Raw genomic sequence first — 22,224 nt, forward strand, 5'->3', positions numbered from 1 at the left:
TGAAGTCATAAGCTCTGCTGTGCCGTGTCCGACGTTCAGGTGGTGGTGAGCAGTTTGCTGTGCGCCACTGGAGGAACACGCGCACAGACGCACACCCCCACACCGCCCGCCGTCGACGCCGGGCCCAGGAGCGCATCTTGACCAGCACAGCGAACGCACCCGCGTCAGGCGGTGGCCGGGCGGCACGCCCCGACCATCTCGGGCACGTCATCTTCATCGCCGCGGCCGCGGCCATGGGCGGTTTCCTCTTCGGCTACGACAGTTCCGTCATCAACGGCGCCGTGGTCGCCATCCGCGACCGGTTCGACGTCGGGTCCGCCGCACTCGCCCAGGTGATCGCCGCCGCGCTGATCGGCTGCGCCTTCGGCGCCGCCACCGCCGGCCGCATCGCCGACCGGATCGGCCGCATCCGCTGCATGCAGATCGCCGCCGTCCTCTTCACCGCGAGCGCCATCGGCTCGGCCCTTCCGTTCGCCCTGTGGGACCTGGCCATGTGGCGCGTCATCGGCGGCTTCGGTATCGGCATGGCCTCCGTCATCGGCCCCGCCTACATCGCCGAGGTGTCCCCGGCCGCCTACCGCGGCCGTCTCGCCTCCTTCCAGCAGGCCGCCATCGTCATCGGCATCGCCGTCTCCCAGCTGGTCAACTGGGGCCTCCTGAACCTCGCCGACGGCGACCAGCGCGGCGAGATCGCCGGCCTGGAGGCCTGGCAGTGGATGCTCGGCATCATGGTCATCCCGGCCGTGATCTACGGCCTGATGTCCTTCGTCATCCCGGAGTCCCCCCGCTACCTGATCTCCGTCGGCCGTACCGAGCAGGCCAAGGAGGTGCTGCGCGAGGTCGAGGGCTCGAAGATCGACATCGACGCGCGCGCCGCCGAGATCGAGCACGCGATGCACTCCGAGCACAAGTCCACCTTCAAGGACCTGCTGGGCGGCCGCTTCGGCTTCCTGCCCATCGTCTGGATCGGCATCGGCCTCTCCGTCTTCCAGCAGCTCGTCGGCATCAACGTGATCTTCTACTACAGCTCCTCGCTGTGGCAGTCCGTGGGCATCGACCCGAGCAGCTCGTTCTTCTACTCCTTCACCACGTCGATCATCAACATCATCGGCACGGTGATCGCAATGGTCTTCGTCGACCGGATCGGCCGCAAGCCGCTCGCCCTCATCGGCTCGGCGGGCATGGCCGTCTCCCTGGGCCTCTGCGCGTGGGCGTTCTCCTTCAAGGAGGAGATCGGCGGCACCATCTCGATCCCCAGCACCCAGGGCACGGTCGCGCTGATCGCCGCCCACGCCTTCGTGCTCTTCTTCGCCCTGTCCTGGGGCGTCGTGGTCTGGGTGCTGCTCGGCGAGATGTTCCCGAACCGCATCCGGGCCGCGGCCCTCGGCGTCGCCGCCTCGGCCCAGTGGATCGCCAACTGGGTCATCACCGTCTCGTTCCCGACCCTGTCGGACTGGAGCCTGTCCGGCGCGTACGTCATCTACACCGTCTTCGCCCTGCTCTCGATCCCCTTCATCCTCAAGTGGGTGCCGGAGACCAAGGGCAAGGCGCTGGAGGAGATGGGGTAACCACCCCCGCCAACACCCCTTCTCCTCGATACTGCCCCGGCTCAGTCCTTGAGCCGGGGCAGTACCTGTTCGCACAGCAGGTGCAGGCTGCGCCAGCCCTCGTCCAGGGGCATCCCGCCGCACAGCGGGTGCAGCACCATGTTCCCCGCCTCGCCCGCGCCCCGGGCGTACGCGACGGCCTCGTCCGGGGTGAGGATCCGGTACACGCCCTCCGCGCGCAGTTCGGCCACCGAGCGCGCGGCCGACCGTACGGCGCTGCGGATGTCCTTGGACTGCCAGGACGCGTACATGCCCGCCTCGTGCAGGAAGCGCTCGCCGTGCTCGGCCCAGACCCGGTCGGGGTCCTCCGCGATGTGCAGCAGCGGGGTCTCGGCCGCGGGCATCATGCAGAAGCCCTCCGTGCCGTACTCCGCGAGCTTCGCCTGGTAGTACGCCTCCAGCTCCGGCAGGTGCGCGCTCGGGAAGAACGGCAGCCCCAGCCGGGCCGCGCGCCGGGCCGCCGCCTGCGAACTCCCGCCGACCAGGAGCATCGGGTGCGGCTGGGTGAACGGCCGCGGGGTGACCCGTACGGTACGGCCGCGGAACTCGAACGGCTCGCCCGTCCACGCCTTCAGCAGGGTCTCCAGCAACTCGTCCTGGAGCCTGCCGCGCCGGCCCCACTCCACGCCGTGCTGCTCGTACTCCTCCGGCCGGTAGCCGATGCCGGCGACGGTGACCAGGCGCCCGCCGCTGAGCAGGTCCAGGACCGCGATGTCCTCGGCCACCTTCAGCGGGTCGTACAGCGGGCCGATGATCGCCGAGACGGTGACCGCGATCCGGCGGGTGGCGCCGAAGACCGCGCCCGCGAAGGCGAAGGGGGAGGGCAGCCAGTTGTTGCCGGCGCCGTGGTGCTCCTCGGTCTGGACGGTGTCGATCCCGCGGTCGTCCGCGTACCTCGCCATCTCCAGCGCCGCCTTGTACCGGGCGGAGAGGGACTCGGGGGTGCCGTTCGGGTCGACGAGATTGAACCGGGCCACGGTGATGGGCATGGAGAAGTCCCCCTTCGCCGGATGTGGGTGGGCGGGCGAAGGGGGACGTTAGCTGACGTAGCGTCAGTTGGACAGGGATCCGGCGAGCTCGCGCTCCCCGGCGTCCTCCGCCGCGAGAGCCCGCGGGGCCGTGCGCGGCAGGACGGCGTACAGCACGCCCGAGGTCACGATGCCGGCCGCCCAGCCGAGGCCGTTCTGCCCGATCCAGGTGGTGGCGAGCGGTCCGGCGAACCAGTCCACCTTGGTGAACAGCAGGCCGACGACCAGGGCGAGGGCCCACGCGGTCATGGCCTGCCAGGCGAAGCCGCCCTTGTACCAGTAGGCGCTCGTCCGGGTGGTGTCCAGCAGCGCGGGGCCGTCGTACGTCGTACGGCGCATCATGTCCACGCCGAAGACGCCGATCCACGCGGAGAAGGCCACGGCCAGCAGGGTCAGGAAGGAGATGAAGGAGCCGAAGAAGCTGGTCGCGACCACCATCAGCAGGAAGCCGAAGACCAGGCTGATGACGGCGTTGACGCTGACCGCCCATGCGCGCGGGACCTTGATGCCGAGGGTCTGCGCGGTGAAGCCGGCCGAGTACATGGACATCGAGTTGATCAGCAGCATGCCGACGAGCGCGATGAGCAGGTACGGGACCGCGATCCAGGTCGGCAGCAGCTCCCCGATGAAGGAGACCGGGTCCTGGGCGGTGGCCAGGTCCGGGGTGCCGACGGCCATGACCGCGCCCATCAGGACCATCGGGAGCACGACCACGCCGGCGCCGCCGATCGTCGCGCCGACCATGGCCTTGGAGGAGGCGGTACGGGGCAGGTAGCGCGTGAAGTCGGGACCGGACGGCACCCAGCTGATGCCGCCGGCCGCGATGGTGCCGATGCCCGCGATCATCATCGCGGTGGAGCCGGCCGGCTTGCCGAAGACGGCGGACCAGTCGGTGGTGAACACCAGGTACCCGAGGACGAGCACGCTGAAGGCGCCGAAGAGGTACGTCGACCACGTGGAGCAGACGCGCAGCGCGTTGATGCCGAGGCCCGAGACCACGAAGGTGCAGCCCACGAAGAACAGCAGCGTGACGACGATGAGGGCGGTGCTGCTCTCGACGCCGAAGAGCAGGTCGAGCACGGTCAGGACGGCGTAGGCGCCACTGACCGCGTTGATGGTCTCCCAGCCCCACCGGGCCACCCAGATCAGCGCGCCCGGGAAGAGGTTGCCGCGCTGCCCGAACACGGCTCGCGAGAGTGCCATGCCCGGGGCGCCGCCGCGCTTGCCGGCGATCGAGATCAGGCCGACGATCCCGTACGAGACGACCGGCGCGGCGACCGCGACGACCAGCACCTGCCAGATGTTGAGCTTGTTGAAGATCACCAGGCCCGCGCCCATGGTCAGCAGCAGCACGCTGATGTTGGCGGCCACCCAGGTGGGGACGAGCTCGCGGACCCGGCCGCCGCGCTCGCCGTCCGGGACGGGCTCCAGGCCGCGGGTCTCGATCGCGGTCTCTTCGGCAGGCATGCGGTACTCCGTGGGGGAGGGCGTGGAGGGAAGTCGCCCATCATCGAGGATTTGCCGCTAAAAGTACAAATTACGGCTTACGGTCCGGTGACAACGTCCAAGGTCCGGGGTTCGGGGCGGCTGTGGCCGATACTGGGTGGGTTATGGACATCCTCATCCTTGCTGTAGTCATCGCCCTGGTCGCGGTCGGCGTGATCAGCGGGCTCGTGGTCGGCAGCCGCAAGAAGAAGCAGCTGCCGCCCTCGGCACCGTCGAGCACGCCGACCATCACTGCCCCGCCCGCCGAACCGCAGGTGGGGGAGGACTCCGTAGAGACGGCGGAAGAGCCGCGCCGCACCATCGAGGAGGTCGCCCTCCCCGACGCGGAGACCGCCCTCGAATCCCCCGTCGCGGCCGAGGACCCGGTCGTCGAGGCGCCGCCCGCGCCCGCGATCGAGATCCCCGAGCCCACCGCCGGCCGCCTGGTCCGGCTGCGCGCGCGCCTCGCCCGGTCGCAGAACTCCCTCGGCAAGGGGCTGCTCACGCTGCTCTCCCGGGAGCACCTCGACGAGGACACCTGGGAGGAGATCGAGGAGACCCTCCTCGTCGCCGACGTCGGTGTCGTACCGACCCAGGAGCTGGTCGACCGGCTCCGCGAGCGGGTCAAGGTGCTCGGCACCCGCACCCCCGCGGACCTGCGCGCCCTGCTCAAGGAGGAGCTGCTGACCCTGGTCGGCACCGACTTCGACCGCACCGTGAAGACGGAGAGCGGCGAGGACACCCCCGGCGTGATCATGGTCGTCGGTGTCAACGGCACGGGCAAGACCACCACCACCGGCAAGCTGGCCCGTGTGCTCGTCGCCGACGGCCGCAGCGTGGTGCTCGGCGCGGCCGACACCTTCCGCGCGGCGGCCGCCGACCAGCTGCAGACCTGGGGCGAGCGCGTGGGCGCCCGTACCGTACGCGGCCCCGAGGGCGGCGACCCCGCCTCGATCGCCTACGACGCGGTCAAGGAAGGCATCGCCGAGGGCGCCGACGTGGTGCTCATCGACACCGCGGGCCGCCTGCACACCAAGACCGGCCTCATGGACGAGCTCGGCAAGGTCAAGCGCGTCGTGGAGAAGCACGGCCCGCTGGACGAGATCCTGCTCGTCCTGGACGCCACCACCGGGCAGAACGGCCTGACCCAGGCGCGCGTCTTCGCGGAGGTCGTGGACATCACCGGCATCGTCCTGACCAAGCTCGACGGCACCGCCAAGGGCGGCATCGTCGTCGCCGTCCAGCGCGCGCTCGGCGTCCCCGTCAAGCTCGTCGGCCTCGGCGAGGGCCCGGACGACCTGGCGCCCTTCGAGCCGGAGGCGTTCGTGGACGCCCTGATCGGCGACTGACCGCGGTCCGTACGTACACCGGTGCCCCCGTCCTCCAGCTGGAAGGCGGGGGCACCGGCGTACGGGGCTCTACGGGCGGCCGGACGGGGCCTAGCCGCGGAAGCGGTGGCAGATGTAGGCGAGGGTGCCCAGCAGCAGCCGCGCCTGCGGCGGGCCGCCGGCGGAGTCGAGCGCGGGCGGGCGCAGCCAGCAGACCTGGCCCAGCCCGGCCCGGTCGGAGGGCGGGGCCGTGACGTACGCCCCCTCGCCCAGGGCCCGCAGGTCGAGGTCGGCGTCGTCCCAGCCCATCCGGTACAGCAGCTGCGGCAGTTCGGCCGCCGCGCCCGGCGCCACGAAGAACTGCGCCCGGCCGTCCCCGGTCACGACGACCGGCCCGAGCGGCAGGCCCATCCGCTCCAGCCGGACCAGCGCGCGCCGCCCGGCCTCCTCGGCCACCTCGATGACGTCGAAGGAGCGGCCCACGGGCAGCAGTACCGCGGCGCCCGGGTAATCGCCCCAGGCCTCGGTGACCTCGTCCAGGGTGGCCCCCGCCTTGACGGTGGGGGCGAAGGGCAGCGGATGCGCCCCGGGGGCGGCGCACTCGCCGTCCCCGCAGGAGCAGTCGCGGGCGGGCGCCGCGGCGCGGGCGCCGGGGACCACGTCCCAGCCCCACAGCCCCGTGTACTCCGCCACCGCCGTGCACTCCGAGGTCCGGCCGCGGCGCCGGGTGCCGGAACGGAACTCCTTGGTGCCGCGGCTGCCGCCGATCGTGAAGCCCATGCCCATGCCCCCTCCAACGGGTCGGACGCTCCGGTGGTTACGACCTCGGCGGGACCGGCTGTCCGGCGCACTCCTCGCCGCGTGCGCCCCTGGCGCACTCCAGTCCAACCGATCCGTTTTCGCCTTGTGTCAAGTGAATCGCGCCTGGCGGGTGGCGAGTTCATTCGAAGGGGTGGCGAATGGTGGCGATTCGGGGATCGACCTCGCCGGAGGGGTGATCGTAGGATTACTTTCGGTACACGAACCCCGAAGGCAGACCCGTCCGTGGGTATGCCGGAGGCAATGCGTGAAGGACTCGTGAAGGTCCGTGGCGGCGCTCGCCGCCTCCGCCAGGGTTTCGTGTGGAAGATGCTGAGCGGATGGGGGCGTTCCAGTGAGCGGCAACGACGCAAGCGGAACGAGCGACGAATGTGCTGACCGCAATGATCAGCTGACGTCATGGTTCGTCCGCAGCGGTTGGTCGAAGGGCGAGCTCGCCCGCCAGGTCAACCGCCGCGCCCGACAGATGGGCGCCCACCACATCAGCACGGACACCTCCCGGGTGCGCCGCTGGCTCGACGGCGAACAGCCCCGCGAGCCCGTCCCGCGGATCCTCTCCGAGCTGTTCTCCGAACGCTTCGGCTCCGTCGTCGCCATCGAGCAGCTCGGCCTGCGCACCGCCCACCAGACCCCCTCGGTCTCCGGCGTCGACCTGCCCTGGGCCGGCCCGCAGACCGTCGAGCTGCTCGGCGAGTTCTCCCGCAGCGACCTGATGCTGGCCCGCCGCGGCTTCCTCGGGACCTCGCTCGCCCTCTCCGCCGGCCCCGCCCTGATCGAGCCCATGCAGCGCTGGCTCGTCCCGGCCCCGGCCGCCGACCCGGGACCGCGCGCGGTGGGGTCGGCGGGGGCCCTCGGCGGCCACCGCCCGCCCCGGCTCTCCGAGCCCGAGCTCGGCCTCCTCGACGCCACCACCGTGATGTTCCGCCAGTGGGACGCCCAGTGCGGTGGCGGACTGCGCCGCAAGGCCGTCGTGGGCCAGCTCCACGAGGTCACCGACCTGCTCCAGGAGAACCACCCGGCCCCCGTCATGAAGCGGCTCTTCAAGGTCGCCGCGGAACTCGCCGAACTGGCCGGCTGGATGAGCTACGACATCGGCCTGCACCCCACCGCGCAGAAGTACTTCGTCCTCGCGCTGCACGCCGCGAAGGAAGCCGGGGACAAGCCGCTCGGCTCGTACATCCTCTCCGGCATGAGCCGCCAGATGATCCACCTGGGCCGCCCCGAGGACGCGCTGGAACTCATCCACCTCGCGCAGTACGGCAGCCGCGACTGCGCCGGCCCGCGCACCCAGGCCATGCTGTATGCGATGGAGGCCCGCGCCTACGCCAACATGGGGCAGCCCAGCCGCTGCAAGCGGGCGGTGCGGATGGCCGAGGACACCTTCGGCGACGTCGGCATCGGGGGCGAGCCCGAGCCCGACTGGATCCGGTTCTTCTCCGAGGCCGAGCTGAACGGCGAGAACTCGCACTCGTACCGCGATCTGGCCTACGTCGCCGGGCGCAGCCCCACGTACGCCTCCCTTGCCGAACCCGTCATGGAGAAGGCCGTCGCACTCTTCGAGGAGGACGAGGAGCACCAGCGCTCCTACGCCCTCAACCTCATCGGCATGGCCACCGTGCACCTGCTCCAGCGCGAGCCCGAGCAGGCCACCGTCCTCGTCGGCCGGGCCCTCGACGTGGCGGGAAAGGTTCGGTCCGAACGGGTGAACACGCGCCTGCGCAAGACCGTCGACACCGCCGCCCGTGAGTACGGTGACGTCGCCGACGTGGTCCGGCTCACCGACATCCTCGCCTCCCGGCTCCCCGAAGCCGCGGAGGCCGTCTAGCGGCCCGGGCGGCCGCCCCCAGACCCCGGCCGCGGCAGTCACCCCGTGAAGCCCGATCAGGCTCCCCCAGCCAGGACTCCGGGTCACAGCCGCGGCCGGTTCACATGAACCACTCGTTCATGGACGCGTAACACGCACGACCTCTTCGTCACGGGCGCGAAACACCGAGCGGCGCCGCCGGAAACCGGCCTGCGCGAATCTCAGGGGCATTAACCGGCCAGTCCCGGCCAGCCCCCCACCGGGCCGGACCCCTTAGCGCCGCTCAGGTTTTCACGATCGCCCGCACGCGAACGTACCGACGACGAGGAGACGCCGATGGCATCAGCCATCACGACCCTCGCGGCAGACGCCCCGACGCTGTCTGCCGCGAACACCGGGTTCATGCTCATCTGCTCCGCCCTGGTCATGCTGATGACCCCGGGACTCGCCTTCTTCTACGGAGGCATGGTCCGCGTCAAGAGCAGCCTCAACATGCTGATGATGAGCTTCATCAGCCTCGGGATCGTCACGATCCTCTGGGTCCTCTACGGCTTCAGCCTCGCCTTCGGCACCGACTCCGGCTCCCTCATCGGCTGGAACTCCGACTACGTGGGCCTCAGCGGCATCGGCATCACCGAGCTCTGGGACGGCTACACCATCCCGGTCTACGTCTTCGCCGTCTTCCAGCTGATGTTCGCCGTCATCACCCCGGCCCTGATCAGCGGCGCCCTCGCCGACCGCGTGAAGTTCAGCGCCTGGGCCCTGTTCACCGCCCTGTGGGTCACCGTCGTCTACTTCCCCGTCGCCCACTGGGTCTGGGGCGCCGGCGGCTGGCTCTTCGAGCTCGGCGTCATCGACTTCGCGGGCGGCACCGCCGTCCACATCAACGCCGGCGCCGCCGCCCTCGGCGTGATCCTCGTCATCGGCAAGCGCGTCGGCTTCAAGAAGGACCCGATGCGCCCGCACAGCCTCCCGCTGGTGATGCTGGGCGCCGGTCTGCTCTGGTTCGGCTGGTTCGGCTTCAACGCGGGCTCCTGGCTCGGCAACGACGACGGCGTCGGCGCGGTCATGTTCGTCAACACCCAGGTCGCCACCGCCGCCGCCATGCTCGCCTGGCTCGGCTACGAGAAGCTGCGCCACGGCTCCTTCACCACCCTCGGCGCCGCCTCCGGCGCGGTCGCCGGCCTCGTGGCCATCACCCCCTCCGGCGGCGCGGTCAGCCCGCTCGGCGCGATCGCCGTCGGCGCCATCGCCGGTCTGCTCTGCGCCATGGCGGTGGGCCTCAAGTACAAGTTCGGCTTCGACGACTCCCTCGACGTCGTCGGCGTCCACCTCGTCGGCGGTGTCGTCGGCTCCCTGCTGGTGGGCCTCTTCGCCACCGGCGGGGTCCAGTCCGACGTCGCCGGCCTCTTCTACGGCGGCGGCCTGGAGCAGCTCGGCAAGCAGGCCATCGGAGTCTTCGCTGTCCTCGCCTACTCTCTCGTGACGTCCGCGCTGCTCGCCTTCCTCCTCGACAAGACGATCGGGATGCGGGTCACCGAGGACGACGAGGTCTCCGGCATCGACCAGGTCGAGCACGCCGAGACGGCCTACGACTTCAGCGGAGCCGGCGGCGGATCCTCCTCGCGGAGCACCGCCGTCCCCACCGCCCCCGCTGCCGCCGCGAGCAAGAAGGTTGACGCATGAAGCTGATCACCGCGATCGTCAAGCCCCACAAGCTGGACGAGATCAAGGAAGCCCTCCAGACCTTCGGAGTCCAGGGGCTCACGGTCACCGAGGCCAGCGGCTATGGCCGCCAGCGCGGCCACACCGAGGTCTACCGCGGCGCCGAGTACACCGTGGACCTCGTACCCAAGATCCGTATCGAGGTACTCGTCGAGGACGCCGACGCCGACGAGGTGATCCGGGTCATCGTGAGCGCCGCCGCCACCGGCAAGATCGGCGACGGCAAGGTGTGGAGCGTCCCCGTGGACTCGGTGGTCCGGGTCCGCACCGGCGAACGCGGCGCTGACGCGCTGTAGGACCTTTCCGGTCGGTCAGGCCGGATAAGCGAGCGGGGTCTGGTGCGTGCGCTCGCAAGGCGGAGGAGGGAATCGACGCGGTGGGGGCACCTCCCAGCGGTAGCTGGGGGACGTCGGTGACCGACGACAACGCGGCGAGCGGGCGTGCCAGGCCCCGCTCGCCCGGCCTGGCCGACCGGACAGGTCCTAACTGACGGGAGCCTCTGGGTGACGAGCGTCGAAGAGAACACGGACCACACGGCCGACTCGGGACCCAGCGGATACGCCGCGGCCCGGCTGCGACTCCTCCAGGAGGAGTCGCGGTCCGGGCCTTCGCGGCGTTCCGCCCTGGCCGGGCTGACCGACGCATGGCTGACCGCCCTGTTCACGACCGCCGTACAGGAGACGGGCGTACGCGGCGCCGCCCTGGTGGCCGTCGGAGGCTACGGGCGCAGCGAACTCTCCCCGCGCAGCGACCTCGACCTGGTGCTGCTGCACGACGGCAAGGCCGAGCCGCGGGCCCTGAGCGCGCTGGCCGACCGCCTCTGGTACCCGGTGTGGGACCTGGGCCTGGCCCTCGACCACTCGGTACGGACCCCGGGCGAGGCCCGCAAGACCGCCGCCGAGGACCTCAAGGTGCACCTCGGACTGCTGGACGCCCGGCCGGTCGCGGGCGACGCCGGCCTCCTCGCCGGCCTGCGGACCTCCGTACTGGCCGACTGGCGCAACCAGGCGGCCAAACGGCTCCCGCAGCTGCACGCCCTGTGCCGGGACCGGGCCGAGCGGGCCGGAGAGCTGCGCTTCCTGCTCGAACCCGACCTCAAGGAGGCCCGCGGCGGGCTCCGGGACGTCACCGCGCTGCGGGCGGTGGCGGCGTCCTGGCTGGCCGACGCCCCCCGCGAGGGCCTCGCCGACGCCCGGCGCCGGCTCCTGGACGCGCGGGACGCCCTGCACCTGGTGACGGGCCGGGCCACCGACCGGCTCTCGCTCCAGGAGCAGGACCAGGTCGCGGCCCAGCTCGGGCTGCTCGACGCGGACGCGCTGCTGCGCGAGGTCTACGAGGCCGCGCGGGTCGTCGCGTACGCCGGCGACGTGACCTGGCGGGAGGTCGGCCGGGTCCTGCGGGCCCGCGCGGCCAAGCCGAGGCTGCGGGGGCTCCTCGGCACCCGCGGAGCGCCCGCCGTCGAGCGGGCTCCCCTGGCCGAGGGGGTCGTGGAGTCCGACGGCGAGGCCGTACTGGCCCTGGCCGCGCGGCCCGACCGGGATCCCGTACTGCCGCTGCGGTTCGGCGCGGCCGCCGCGCAGGCCGGACTCCCCGTGTCCCTGCACGCCCTGCGCAGGCTCGCGCTCCAGGCGAAGCCGCTGCCGGTGCCGTGGCCGGCCGAGGCCCGGGAACAGCTGCTCACCCTGCTGGGCGCGGGCGAGCCGACCATCGCCGTCTGGGAGGCCATGGAGGCGGAAGGCCTCATCACACGGCTGCTGCCCGACTGGGAACGGGTACGGTGCCGCCCGCAGCGCAACCCCGTCCACACCTGGACGGTGGACCGCCACCTCATCGAGACGGCGGTGCGGGCCTCGGCTCTCACCCGCCGGGTCGGCCGCCCCGACCTGCTCCTGATGGCCGCCCTCCTGCACGACATCGGCAAGGGCTGGCCGGGCGACCACTCCGTGGCGGGCGAGACGATCGCGCGCGACGTCGCCGTACGGGTCGGCTTCGACGCCCGGGACATCGACGTGCTGGGGACGCTCGTACGGCACCACCTGCTGCTGATCGACACCGCGACCCGGCGCGACCTGGACGACCCGGCGACCGTCCGCGCGGTCGCCGAGGCCGTGGGGTCGGTGGGCACGCTGGAGGTACTGCACGCCCTGACGGAGGCGGACGCCCTGGCCACCGGGCCGGCCGCGTGGAGCGCCTGGCGGGGATCGCTGGTCGCGGACCTCGTCGCGCGGGTCGCCGCCGTGCTGCGCGGCACGGCCCCGGCGGCGCGCGAGCCGGAGATCCCGACGACCGAGCAGGAACGTCTGGCGGTGGAGGCGCTGCGCACCGGGGAGCCGGTGCTCGCGCTCCACGCCCGCCACGAGGAGGACGCGGTCGGCGTGGAACTCGTCGTGGCCGTCCCCGACCAGCCGGGAGTCCTCCCGGCCGTGGCCGGGGTGCTGGCCCTGCACCGGCTCACCGTCCGCGCGGCCGACCTGCGGTCCATGGAGCTCCCGGACCTGCTGGGGGAGGTCCTGGTGCTGCGCTGGCGGGTGGCCGCGGAGTACGGGGCGCTGCCGGAGGCCGCCCGGCTGCGCACCGACCTGATCCGCGCCCTGGACGGCTCGCTGGACGTCCCGGCGAAGCTGGCGGACCGCGAGGCGGCGTACCCGCGCCGGCGCGGGGTGGTCCCGCCGCCGCCCCGGGTCGTGGTGGTCGCGGACGTGTCCGCGCTGGCCACGGTCCTGGAGGTGCGGGCTCCCGACGCGGTAGGGCTGCTCCACCGGGTGGGCCGTGCGCTGGAGGCCGGCGGGGTTCGCGTCCGGAGCGCGCACGTCTCGACGCTGGGCGCCAACGCGGTGGACACCGTGTACGTGGTCGACGGCGACGGCAAACCCCTGTCTCCCCGGGAGGCCGCCGCATTGGCGGGCTCGGTGCAGGCGGCCCTGTCGTAGCCCCTGCGGCGCCGTTGCCGGGGGCTCAAACGCCGGCGAGGCTGGATTTTGGCTGATGTCGTCCGCAGGAAAATGTCAGCCCAAGGCACGAACCAGCCTCGCCGGCGTTTGAGGCGCGGGGTCTGGAGCGGAGCCCCAGGAGCTCGGGCGGAGCCCGGCTCGGCCGCGCCGCAGGCGCCGGGGGCGCCGGGTCAGCGCCCCGGTTTCGGGAAGGGGCGGGGAGGGGAATGCCGCCCGCAGGGCCGGGCCGGTGGCGCGGCCCGATACCCTGGGGGACGACCACAACGCCCCCGACCCGAGGAATCGCGACCACCGTGTTCGATACGCTCTCCGACCGCTTGGCGAATACCTTCAAGGGCCTGCGCGGCAAAGGCCGGCTGTCCGAGGCTGACATCGACTCCGCGGCCCGGGAAATCCGTATCGCCCTCCTCGAGGCCGACGTCGCCCTCCCGGTCGTCCGCTCCTTCATCGCGAACGTCAAGGAGAGGGCCCGCGGCGAGGAGGTCAGCAAGGCGCTGAACCCCGGCCAGCAGGTCCTCAAGATCGTCAACGACGAGCTCGTGACGATCCTCGGTGGCGAGACCCGGCGGCTGCGCTTCGCCAAGACCGCCCCCACCGTGATCATGCTGGCCGGTCTCCAGGGTGCCGGTAAGACCACCCTCGCCGGAAAGCTCGGCCTCTGGCTCAAGGGGCAGGGCCACACCCCGCTCCTCGTCGCGTGCGACCTCCAGCGCCCCAACGCCGTCAACCAGCTCTCCGTCGTCGCGGACCGCGCGGGCGTCGCGTTCTACGGGCCCCAGCCCGGCAACGGCGTCGGCGACCCGGTCCAGGTCGCGAAGGACTCCGTCGAGTACGCGCGCACCAAGCAGCACGACATCGTCATCGTCGACACCGCCGGCCGCCTCGGCATCGACGCCGAGCTGATGCAGCAGGCCGCGGACATCCGCGACGCCGTCAGCCCCGACGAGATCCTCTTCGTCGTCGACGCCATGATCGGCCAGGACGCGGTCAACACCGCCGAGGCCTTCCGTGACGGCGTCGGCTTCGACGGCGTCGTGCTCTCCAAGCTCGACGGCGACGCCCGGGGCGGTGCCGCGCTCTCCATCGCGCACGTCACCGGCAAGCAGATCATGTTCGCCTCGAACGGCGAGAAGCTCGACGAGTTCGACGCCTTCCACCCGGACCGCATGGCGGGCCGGATCCTCGACATGGGTGACATGCTCACCCTCATCGAGCAGGCCGAGAAGACCTTCTCGCAGGCCGAGGCCGAGAAGATGGCGGCCAAGCTCGCCAAGGGTCCCAAGGAGTTCACGCTCGACGACTTCCTGGCCCAGATGGAGCAGGTCCGCAAGATGGGCTCCATCTCCAAGCTCCTCGGCATGCTCCCCGGCATGGGTCAGATCAAGGACCAGATCAACAACATCGACGAGCGCGACGTGGACCGCACCGCCGCGATCATCAAGTCGATGACCCCGGCCGAGCGCCAGGACCCGACGATCATCAACGGCTCGCGCCGTGCCCGTATCGCCAAGGGCTCCGGCACCGAGGTCAGCGCCGTCAAGTCGCTCGTGGAGCGGTTCTTCGACGCCCGCAAGATGATGTCCCGCATGGCTCAGGGCGGCGGCATGCCCGGGATGCCCGGCATCCCCGGGATGGGCGGCGGCCCCGGCCGGCAGAAGAAGCAGGTCAAGCAGGCCAAGGGCAAGCGCAAGAGCGGCAACCCGATGAAGCGCAAGGAAGAGGAGGCCGCAGCTGCGGCCCGCCGCGAGCAGGGCCCGCAGGCGATCGAGCCCGCGGCCGGCGGCAGCCCCTTCGGCCTTCCGGCGGGCGGGGGCCAGCCGGGTCAGGACTTCGACCTTCCGGACGAGTTCAAGAAGTTCATGAAGTAGGACGCACGCGGGTACGCGAGCGTTGGCCCCGGCTGTGTTCACACAGCCGGGGCCTTCTGCTTCTGCGCGGGCAGTGGGTGGATTTGTCGCTTATGGTCGGCCGGGAGGATGGCCGAAGGAGGCGCCCGTGCCCAGCCCCAGCCCCGTACCGCCGCGCGACCGGGCCGATACGCCCTGGCGTTCGGAGGGCGCGCCACCCGCCCCCGCGCCGAAGAAGCGGATGCCGGGCTGGCGGTGGCTGATCCTCGCCGCCCTGATCGTCTACCTGATCACCAACCTGGTGCTGTCCTACTTCAACGAGGGCGACGAGCCGACGATCTCGTACACCGAGTTCAGCAAGCAGGTCGCGAACGGCAACGTCTCGAAGATCTACGCCAAGGGCGACGCCATCCAGGGCCAGCTGAAGACCGAGCAGCCGCTGCCCGACGGGGACAAGGGCGACTACACCAAATTCGTCAGCCAGCGGCCGGCCTTCGCCGACGACGACCTGTGGGCCGAGCTCACCAAGCAGAACGTGACCGTGACGGCCTCCCCGGTCGTCGTGCAGCGCAGTTTCCTGGCCAACCTGCTGCTCTCCCTCGCCCCGATACTGCTGCTGGTCCTGCTGTGGGTCTTCATCTCCCGCCGCATGAGCGCCGGGATGGGCGGCATGGGCGCGCTGGGCCGCAAGGCCCCGCCCAAGCCGGTGGAGCTGGTGGCGGGCGCCCCGCGCACCACCTTCGCGGACGTGGCGGGCATCGACGAGGTCGCGGGAGAGCTCAACGACGTCGTCGACTTCCTCAAGAACCCGCAGGAGTACCGGAGGATGGGCGCCCGGATGCCCGGCGGGGTCCTGCTGTCCGGACCGCCCGGCACCGGCAAGACCCTGCTCGCGCGGGCGGTCGCGGGCGAGGCCGGGGTCCCGTTCTTCTCCGCCTCCGCCTCCGAGTTCATCGAGATGATCGTCGGCGTGGGGGCCTCCCGGGTCCGCGAACTGTTCACCGAGGCGCGCAAGGTGGCCCCGGCGATCATCTTCATCGACGAGATCGACACCATCGGCCGCGTGCGGGGCGGCGGCGCGGCGATGGGCGGCCACGACGAGCGCGAGCAGACGCTGAATCAGATCCTGACCGAGATGGACGGCTTCTCGGGTTCGGAGGGCGTCGTCGTCCTGGCCGCCACGAACCGGGCGGACGTGCTGGACCCGGCCCTGACCCGCCCCGGCCGCTTCGACCGCATCGTGGTCGTCTCCCCGCCCGACCGCGGCGGCCGCGAGGCCATCCTGCGCATCCACACCCGGGACATCCCGCTCGCCGAGAGCGTCGACCTGGCCCAGGTGGCCCGTACCACTCCCGGGATGACCGGCGCCGAACTGGCCAACCTGGCCAACGAGGCCGCGCTGCTGGCCGTCAAACGGCAGCAGGACCAGGTCACCCAGTCCGACCTGTCCGACGCCCTGGAGAAGGTCCAGCTCGGCGCGGAACGGTCCTTGGTCATGCCGCTGGAGGAGCGCCGCCGTACGGCCTACCACGAGAGCGGCCACGCCCTGCTGGGCATGCTCCAGCCCGGCGCCGACCCGGTCCGCAAGATCACCATCGTCCCCCGGGGCCGCGCGCTCGGCGTCACCCTCTCGACCCCGGACGCGGACCGGTACGCGTACACCGAGGAGTACCTCCGCGGCCGCATCATCGGCGCGCTGGGCGGCATGGCCGCCGAGCACACCGTCTACGACGTGGTCACCACGGGCGCCGAGAACGACCTCGAACAGGTCACCAACATCGTCCGCGGCATGGTCGGGCGCTGGGGCATGAGCAACCGCGTCGGCAAGCTCACCGCCATCCCCGCCGACGGCCAGGGCCCTTACGGCCTGTCCGCGGCCCCCGCCACCCTCGACGCGGTCGACCACGAGATGCGGCGGATCGTGGACGAGTGCTACGAGGAGGCCTGCCGCCTGCTGCGCGAGCACCGGCCGAAACTCGACGCCCTCGCCGAGGCGCTGCTCGCCGCCGAGACCCTGGACGAGGCGGCCGCGTACGAGGCCGCCGGGATCCCGCGCCTGACGAAGGGCCACGGCACGGACTGAAGGGGCCGCCGGGTTACGCCACCCGGGCGATCACATACCGGAAGATGTTCGGCAGCCACACGGCTCCGTCGGGTCGCTCGAACGGGTGAAGGGCCTCGGCCAGTTCCTTCTCCGCGAGCGCGGGATCGGCCGCGCCGTCGAAGAGCCCCGTCGACAGCAGCCCGCGCACGGCGCTGTCCACGTCCGCGTACCCGAACGGGCAGAACACCCGCCCCGACCCGTCCGGCCGCAGCCCGGCCCGCTCCACGAGCGCGTCCAGGTCCCGGGGCGCGGGCCCGCCGCCCAGGACCGCCGGCACCGTGCACCGTTCCGCCGGCCCCCAGTCGGCCAGCACCACCGCCCCACCGCGCCGGACCGCGGGCAGTGCCCGGGCCAGCGCCGCCGGGGCGGGGGAGAAGGCCAGCAGGGCGTCGTACGGGCGGGACGCCATCGGTGCCGCCGGCGGAGCGGGCAGCACCTCCAGCAGCCGCTCACGGGCCAGCGCCCGCCGTGCCGGATCCGCCTCCACGCCCGTGGCCGCGGCTCCCCGCCCGGCCGCGAGCAGCAGCGGCAGCCCGGCCCCGCAGTCGAGGCCCAGCAGCCGGTCACCCGGCCCGATCTCCAGCCGGTCGTAGACCGCCTCGTACAGCGGTACCAGCATCCGTTCCTGGATCTCCGCCCAGTCCCGGGCGACGAGCGTCGCCGTCGGCGTCGGTGTCATCGAAAGAGCGCTCCTGATTCCATGTCGCCCCCTTGCCCCCGTTGACAGAGAACTCCCCATCGGCCCCCGCGTCCAGAGGAGCGTGCCACCCGATTCACGCATCGAGCGCCGGGCGCCGTACCATTCGCGCCATGGCAAAGGCACCCGTTCTCACCCCGCAGGCGGAGGATTTCCCCCGCTGGTACCAGGATCTGATCAACAAGGCCGAGCTGGCCGACAACGGTCCGGTCCGCGGCACCATGGTCATCCGACCGTACGGCTACGGCCTGTGGGAGCGGATGCAGCAGGAGATGGACGCGCGCATCAAGGACGCGGGCGCCCAGAACGCGTACTTCCCGCTCTTCATCCCGCAGTCGTACCTGACGAAGGAAGCCGAGCACGTCGAGGGCTTCGCCCCCGAGCTCGCGGTCGTCACGCACGGCGGCGGCAAGGAGCTGGAAGAGCCGGTCGTCGTCCGGCCCACCTCCGAGACGATCATCAACGACTACTTCTCCAAGTGGGTCCAGAGCTACCGCGACCTGCCCCTGCTGATCAACCAGTGGGCCAACGTGGTCCGCTGGGAGATGCGCCCGCGCGTGTTCCTCCGGACGAGCGAGTTCCTCTGGCAGGAGGGCCACACGGCCCACGCCACGTACGAGGAAGCCCGCGACTACGCCGCCCGGATCCACCGCGACGTCTACGGCGACTTCATGACGAACGTGCTCGGCATCGACGTCGTGCTCGGCCGCAAGACCGCCAAGGAGCGCTTCGCCGGCGCCATCAACACCCTCACCCTCGAGGGCATGATGGGCGACGGCAAGGCCCTGCAGCTGGGCACGAGCCACGAGCTCGGCACCAACTTCGCCAAGGCCTTCAACACCCAGTACCTGTCGAAGGAAGGCAAGCAGGAGCTCGTCTGGCAGACCTCGTGGGGCGTCTCGACCCGCATGGTCGGCGGTCTGATCATGTCCCACGGCGACGACAACGGCCTGCGGGTCCCGCCGCGGCTGGCCCACGTCCAGGTCGTCGTCATGGCGATCAAGGGCGACGAGGCCGTCGCGAAGGTCCGCGAGCTCGGTGCCCAGCTGAAGGCCGCCGGCATCCGCGTGCAGGTCGACGACCGCGTGGACACCCCCTTCGGCCGCCGCGCCGTGGACTGGGAGCTCAAGGGCGTACCGGTCCGCATCGAGATCGGCCCCCGCGACCTGGAGGCCGGCACCGCGATGCTGGCCCGCCGGATCCCGGGCGGGAAGACCCCGGTGCAGATCGACGCGCTCGCCGACCTGCTGCCCAAGGTGCTGGACGAGGACCAGGCGCAGCTGCTGCGCGAGTCCCGCGAGCGCCGTGAGGCCCGTACCTCGGACGTCTCGACGATCGAGGAGGCCGCCGAGGCCGCCATCGCCGGCGGCTGGGCACGGATCCCGTGGGCGGACCTCGGTCCGGAGGGCGAGGCGAAGCTGGCCGAGCAGGCCGTCTCCGTGCGCTGCCTGATCGCCGCCGACGGGTCGGTTCCGGAGGCGGACGACGCCCCCGGCACCCTCGCGATCGTCGCGCGCTCCTACTGAGCGGCTCCCATGCCCCGGCGTGCGGCCTGTGCCGCGCGCCGGGGCTGATGCTTATCGGTCGACGTTACGTACCGACTCCTCCTGAGATCGACGCACCCGTCCTCCTCAGGACGCATGAGACTGAACTGACTGGTACGTGCAAAAAATTTGGAATGGCCCGGAATCGGAACACCGGGGCACCTCGGCTCGTTGTCACGACGTGAGCACGACACCCCCTGTTCTCGCCGCAGAGCTGGCGCAGGCGTGGGCCGATATTCAGCGGTACCACCCCGAGCTGCCTGACCTTGCCGCGCCCGAGTCCCTGATCGGAGAGTCCTCGTCCGCCTGCGGCGCCGAGCTCTCCTTCGAGCGACTGCTGCACGAGGCAGTCCACGGCATCGCCGCCGCCCGCGGAGTCCGCGACACCTCGCGCGCCGGCCGCTACCACAACCGCAGATTCCTCGCGATCGCCGAGGAGATGGGGCTGGACCACTCCGAAGAGCCGCACGCCAGCAGCGGCTTCTCGCTGGTCACGCTCAATCCCGAGGCGAAGCGGCGCTACCGCCCCACCATGGAGCGGCTCCAGCGCGCGCTGAAGGCGCACACGGCCGCCACGGCCGCCGACACCAAGCGCAGCTTCCGAGGACCGGCCGCCCGGCACGGCTCCTCCGGCGGCGGCGTGCGCGTCAAGGCGGTCTGTGACTGCGGGCGCAACGTCCGCGTGGTCCCTTCCGTGCTCGCCCAGGCGCCGATCGTGTGCGGCGGCTGCATGAAGCCCTTCCGCATCCCCGAGGTGGCCATCGCGGCGGCCTCCTGACCGCCCCGCCCGGGTCACCGCCCCTCCGACGGACGCTCACGCTCGCGTAGCGGTACCCGCGGCAGGCCGCGTGATGGCGCACCGCGCCACCACGCGGCGGCCGGGGCGGGGCCCAGCCGCGCCCGCAGGGCGGGGGTGTTGATCCACCCCGCGCGGCCGATCCCGCCGCAGGCGTATGGCACAATGGCTAGCTGTACTCGACAGTCGCATAGGACCCCTCTCTCCTCCGGCTGACGCGTCCATCGGGCACCCGAGTACCGCAACCCCACGTGGCATCTCATGTGCCCAACCACGTCAAGTTCAGGAGACACCACTCCAGTGGCAGTCAAGATCAAGCTCAAGCGCCTCGGCAAGATTCGCCAGCCGCACTACCGCATCGTCGTCGCCGACGCCCGCACCCGCCGGGACGGTCGCGCGATCGAAGAGATCGGTATCTACCACCCGACCTACAACCCGTCGCGCATCGAGGTCAACGCCGAGCGTGCGCAGTACTGGCTGTCCGTCGGCGCCCAGCCCACCGAGGCTGTGCTCGCCATCCTGAAGCTGACCGGTGACTGGCAGGCCCACAAGGGTCTCCCCGCCCCCGCGCCGCTCCTGCAGCCGGAGACGAAGGAGAGCAAGCGTCGCTCCTTCGACGAGTTCGCCAAGGCCCTCGAGGGCATCGGCGAGGGCAAGGGCGAGGCCATCACGCAGAAGGCCAAGAAGGCCGACAAGAAGGCGGACGAGGCTGAGGCCGCCGCCGAGTCGACCGAGGCCTGATCATGCTCGAGGAGGCTCTTGAGCACCTCGTGAAGGGCATTGTGGACAACCCCGACGACGTGCAGGTCGCCTCGCGCAACCTGCGCCGCGGGCAGGTGCTCGAGGTCCGGGTCCACCCCGACGACCTCGGCAAGGTGATCGGCCGCAACGGCCGCACCGCGCGTGCTCTGCGTACCGTCGTGGGCGCCATCGGCGGCCGGGGAATCCGCGTCGACCTCGTCGACGTGGACCAGGTCCGCTGAGACCGGGTCCATTGCAAGAGTGATCACCGGCACGGGCCGGGGAGGGCATACGTGCCCGCCCCGGCCCGTCGTCGTCTGAACAGGAGAGACACACAGTGGAGCTGGTAGTCGCGCGGATCGGCCGCGCCCACGGGATCAAGGGTGAGGTCACCGTCGAGGTGCGGACGGACGAGCCGGAGCTGCGGCTCAGCCCCGGTGCCGTACTCCGGACGGAACCCGCGTCGGCGGGACCGCTGACCATCGAGACGGGCCGGGTGCACAGCGGGAGGCTGCTCCTCCGCTTCGAGGGCGTCAAGGACCGCACCGGTGCCGAGGCACTGCGCAACATCCTGCTGATCGCGGACGTGGACCCGGCGGAGCTGCCGGAGGAGCCCGACGAGTACTACGACCACCAGCTGATGGACCTGGACGTGGTCCTCGCCGACGGCACCGAGATCGGCCGGATCACCGAGATCTCGCACCTGCCCTCGCAGGACCTCTTCATCGTCGAGCGGCCGGACGGCTCCGAGGTGATGATCCCCTTCGTCGAGGAGATCGTCGCCGAGATCGACCTGGAGGAGCAGCGCTGTGTCATCACCCCGCCGCCCGGGCTGATCGACGAGCGCGAAGCGATCATCGACTCGACCCGGGACGAGGACTCCCAGGGCTCCGGGGAAGAAGCCTGATGCGTCTCGACGTCGTCACGATCTTCCCCGAATACCTGGAGCCGCTGAACGTCTCCCTCGTCGGCAAGGCCCGCGCCCGCGGCCAGCTCGACGTACACGTCCACGACCTGCGGGACTGGACGTACGACCGGCACAACACGGTCGACGACACCCCGTACGGCGGCGGCCCCGGCATGGTCATGAAGACCGAGCCGTGGGGCGAGGCCCTGGACGCGGCGCTGGCGGACGGCTACGAGGCGGGCGCGCACGGGCCCGTCATGGTCGTCCCCACCCCCAGCGGCCGGCCCTTCACCCAGGAACTGGCCGTCGAGCTCTCCGAGCGGCCCTGGCTGATCTTCACGCCGGCCCGGTACGAGGGCATCGACCGCCGCGTCATGGACGAGTACGCCACGCGCATGCCGGTGTACGAGGTCTCCATCGGCGACTACGTCCTGGCGGGCGGCGAGGCGGCCGTACTGGTCGTCACCGAGGCAGTGGCCCGGCTGCTGCCCGGGGTGCTCGGCAACGCCGAGTCGCACCGCGACGACTCCTTCGCCCCCGGCGAGATGGCCAACCTGCTGGAGGGGCCCGTCTACACGAAGCCCCCCGAGTGGCGCGGCCGGGGCATCCCGGAGGTGCTGCTCAGCGGTCACCACGGGAAGATCGCCCGCTGGCGCCGGGACGAGGCCTTCCGCCGGACCGCGCGGAACCGCCCCGACCTGATCGAGCGCTGCGAGGCCTCCGCCTTCGACAAGAAGGACCGGGAGATCCTCTCCATCCTGGGCTGGAAGCCGTCCCCCGACGGCCGATTTTGGCGCAGGCCCCAAGCCGTGGAAGAATAGGCGGCTGCTGTGTGCTCGTG

General features: G+C 71.6%; 18 protein-coding genes. 14 read left to right on the plus strand and 4 right to left on the minus strand.

The genetic code is table 11. The features are described 5' to 3' along the window. The first annotated feature begins 137 nt into the window (after window positions 1–137). Window positions 138–1,568: a sugar porter family MFS transporter gene (locus ACGFYQ_RS06860; RefSeq protein WP_393740672.1), complete on the plus strand. Its 1,431-nt coding sequence runs from the start codon at window positions 138–140 to the stop codon at window positions 1,566–1,568. Window positions 1,569–1,609: 41 nt separating this feature from the next. Here ACGFYQ_RS06860 and ACGFYQ_RS06865 read toward each other — a convergent pair whose 3' ends face one another. Next, window positions 1,610–2,596 carry an LLM class flavin-dependent oxidoreductase gene (locus tag ACGFYQ_RS06865; RefSeq protein WP_393740674.1) on the minus strand — a complete coding sequence of 329 codons (987 nt, stop codon included), beginning with the start codon at window positions 2,594–2,596 and terminating at the stop codon, window positions 1,610–1,612. A gap of 63 nt (window positions 2,597–2,659) precedes the next feature. Then, complete coding sequence (locus tag ACGFYQ_RS06870) at window positions 2,660–4,102, minus strand: cytosine permease (RefSeq protein ID WP_393740676.1); 1,443 nt, start codon at window positions 4,100–4,102, stop codon at window positions 2,660–2,662. A 143-nt stretch (window positions 4,103–4,245) separates the two neighbouring features. Between ACGFYQ_RS06870 and ftsY the strand changes: the two genes are divergently transcribed. Continuing rightward, on the plus strand, window positions 4,246–5,469 hold the full coding sequence (gene ftsY, locus ACGFYQ_RS06875) for a signal recognition particle-docking protein FtsY (RefSeq protein WP_393740678.1): 1,224 nt from the start codon (window positions 4,246–4,248) through the stop codon (window positions 5,467–5,469). Between the two features lie 90 nt (window positions 5,470–5,559). Here ftsY and ACGFYQ_RS06880 read toward each other — a convergent pair whose 3' ends face one another. After that, window positions 5,560–6,228 (minus strand): bifunctional DNA primase/polymerase, encoded by a 669-nt coding sequence (locus tag ACGFYQ_RS06880; protein ID WP_393740680.1) that lies wholly within the window; start codon window positions 6,226–6,228, stop codon window positions 5,560–5,562. 373 nt (window positions 6,229–6,601) lie between these two features. Between ACGFYQ_RS06880 and ACGFYQ_RS06885 the strand changes: the two genes are divergently transcribed. From ACGFYQ_RS06885 to ftsH, 6 genes are all read left to right on the plus strand, one after another. Then, window positions 6,602–8,092, plus strand: coding sequence for a hypothetical protein (locus tag ACGFYQ_RS06885; protein WP_393740682.1), 1,491 nt, complete (start codon window positions 6,602–6,604; stop codon window positions 8,090–8,092). A gap of 315 nt (window positions 8,093–8,407) precedes the next feature. Further along, window positions 8,408–9,757 carry an ammonium transporter gene (locus ACGFYQ_RS06890; RefSeq protein WP_393740684.1) on the plus strand — a complete coding sequence of 450 codons (1,350 nt, stop codon included), beginning with the start codon at window positions 8,408–8,410 and terminating at the stop codon, window positions 9,755–9,757. After that, window positions 9,754–10,092, plus strand: coding sequence for a P-II family nitrogen regulator (locus tag ACGFYQ_RS06895; protein ID WP_328927872.1), 339 nt, complete (start codon window positions 9,754–9,756; stop codon window positions 10,090–10,092). Before ACGFYQ_RS06890 ends, ACGFYQ_RS06895 begins: the two co-directional genes overlap by 4 nt. A gap of 207 nt (window positions 10,093–10,299) precedes the next feature. Beyond that, window positions 10,300–12,726, plus strand: coding sequence for a [protein-PII] uridylyltransferase (locus ACGFYQ_RS06900; RefSeq protein WP_393740687.1), 2,427 nt, complete (start codon window positions 10,300–10,302; stop codon window positions 12,724–12,726). 314 nt (window positions 12,727–13,040) lie between these two features. Next, a complete protein-coding gene (gene ffh, locus ACGFYQ_RS06905; protein ID WP_393740689.1) occupies window positions 13,041–14,615 on the plus strand; it encodes a signal recognition particle protein in 1,575 nt (524 codons plus the stop codon). Between the two features lie 127 nt (window positions 14,616–14,742). Then, window positions 14,743–16,677, plus strand: coding sequence for an ATP-dependent zinc metalloprotease FtsH (ftsH, locus tag ACGFYQ_RS06910; RefSeq protein WP_393740691.1), 1,935 nt, complete (start codon window positions 14,743–14,745; stop codon window positions 16,675–16,677). A 13-nt stretch (window positions 16,678–16,690) separates the two neighbouring features. Here ftsH and ACGFYQ_RS06915 read toward each other — a convergent pair whose 3' ends face one another. Beyond that, window positions 16,691–17,377, minus strand: a complete 687-nt coding sequence (locus ACGFYQ_RS06915) for a methyltransferase type 11 (RefSeq protein ID WP_393740693.1) — start codon at window positions 17,375–17,377, stop codon at window positions 16,691–16,693. A gap of 131 nt (window positions 17,378–17,508) precedes the next feature. Here ACGFYQ_RS06915 and proS point away from each other — a divergent pair, with 131 nt between their 5' ends. The 6 genes from proS (at window position 17,509) to trmD (ending at window position 22,204) form a co-directional block, all read left to right on the plus strand. Next, window positions 17,509–18,921, plus strand: a complete 1,413-nt coding sequence (proS, locus tag ACGFYQ_RS06920) for a proline--tRNA ligase (RefSeq protein ID WP_393740696.1) — start codon at window positions 17,509–17,511, stop codon at window positions 18,919–18,921. A 199-nt stretch (window positions 18,922–19,120) separates the two neighbouring features. Then, window positions 19,121–19,717 (plus strand): hypothetical protein, encoded by a 597-nt coding sequence (locus ACGFYQ_RS06925; protein WP_328927878.1) that lies wholly within the window; start codon window positions 19,121–19,123, stop codon window positions 19,715–19,717. A 318-nt stretch (window positions 19,718–20,035) separates the two neighbouring features. Next, on the plus strand, window positions 20,036–20,476 hold the full coding sequence (gene rpsP, locus ACGFYQ_RS06930; protein WP_030386406.1) for a 30S ribosomal protein S16: 441 nt from the start codon (window positions 20,036–20,038) through the stop codon (window positions 20,474–20,476). Window positions 20,477–20,478: 2 nt separating this feature from the next. Beyond that, the gene (locus tag ACGFYQ_RS06935) at window positions 20,479–20,718 is read left to right on the plus strand and encodes an RNA-binding protein (protein ID WP_007266827.1); all 240 of its coding nucleotides are present in this window, start codon (window positions 20,479–20,481) and stop codon (window positions 20,716–20,718) included. 95 nt (window positions 20,719–20,813) lie between these two features. Further along, window positions 20,814–21,383 carry a ribosome maturation factor RimM gene (gene rimM, locus ACGFYQ_RS06940; protein WP_393740699.1) on the plus strand — a complete coding sequence of 190 codons (570 nt, stop codon included), beginning with the start codon at window positions 20,814–20,816 and terminating at the stop codon, window positions 21,381–21,383. Next, window positions 21,383–22,204, plus strand: a complete 822-nt coding sequence (gene trmD / locus ACGFYQ_RS06945) for a tRNA (guanosine(37)-N1)-methyltransferase TrmD (protein ID WP_393740701.1) — start codon at window positions 21,383–21,385, stop codon at window positions 22,202–22,204. The genes rimM and trmD overlap by 1 nt, the downstream gene beginning before the upstream one ends. Window positions 22,205–22,224: the final 20 nt, after the last annotated feature.

The organism is Streptomyces sp. NPDC048258, from assembly GCF_043201995.1.
Taxonomy (GTDB): Bacteria; Actinomycetota; Actinomycetes; order Streptomycetales; family Streptomycetaceae; genus Streptomyces.

What these genes read in the sequence shown, in the direction of transcription:
- ACGFYQ_RS06865 (WP_393740674.1), bottom strand. Translation starts at nt 2,596, where the DNA reads ATGCCCATCACCGTGGCCCGGTTCAATCTCGTCGACCCGAACGGCACC.
- ACGFYQ_RS06870 (WP_393740676.1), bottom strand. Translation starts at nt 4,102, where the DNA reads ATGCCTGCCGAAGAGACCGCGATCGAGACCCGCGGCCTGGAGCCCGTC.
- ftsY (WP_393740678.1), top strand. Translation starts at nt 4,246, where the DNA reads ATGGACATCCTCATCCTTGCTGTAGTCATCGCCCTGGTCGCGGTCGGC.
- ACGFYQ_RS06880 (WP_393740680.1), bottom strand. Translation starts at nt 6,228, where the DNA reads ATGGGCTTCACGATCGGCGGCAGCCGCGGCACCAAGGAGTTCCGTTCC.
- ACGFYQ_RS06890 (WP_393740684.1), top strand. Translation starts at nt 8,408, where the DNA reads ATGGCATCAGCCATCACGACCCTCGCGGCAGACGCCCCGACGCTGTCT.
- ACGFYQ_RS06895 (WP_328927872.1), top strand. Translation starts at nt 9,754, where the DNA reads ATGAAGCTGATCACCGCGATCGTCAAGCCCCACAAGCTGGACGAGATC.
- ACGFYQ_RS06915 (WP_393740693.1), bottom strand. Translation starts at nt 17,377, where the DNA reads ATGACACCGACGCCGACGGCGACGCTCGTCGCCCGGGACTGGGCGGAG.
- proS (WP_393740696.1), top strand. Translation starts at nt 17,509, where the DNA reads ATGGCAAAGGCACCCGTTCTCACCCCGCAGGCGGAGGATTTCCCCCGC.
- ACGFYQ_RS06935 (WP_007266827.1), top strand. Translation starts at nt 20,479, where the DNA reads ATGCTCGAGGAGGCTCTTGAGCACCTCGTGAAGGGCATTGTGGACAAC.
- trmD (WP_393740701.1), top strand. Translation starts at nt 21,383, where the DNA reads ATGCGTCTCGACGTCGTCACGATCTTCCCCGAATACCTGGAGCCGCTG.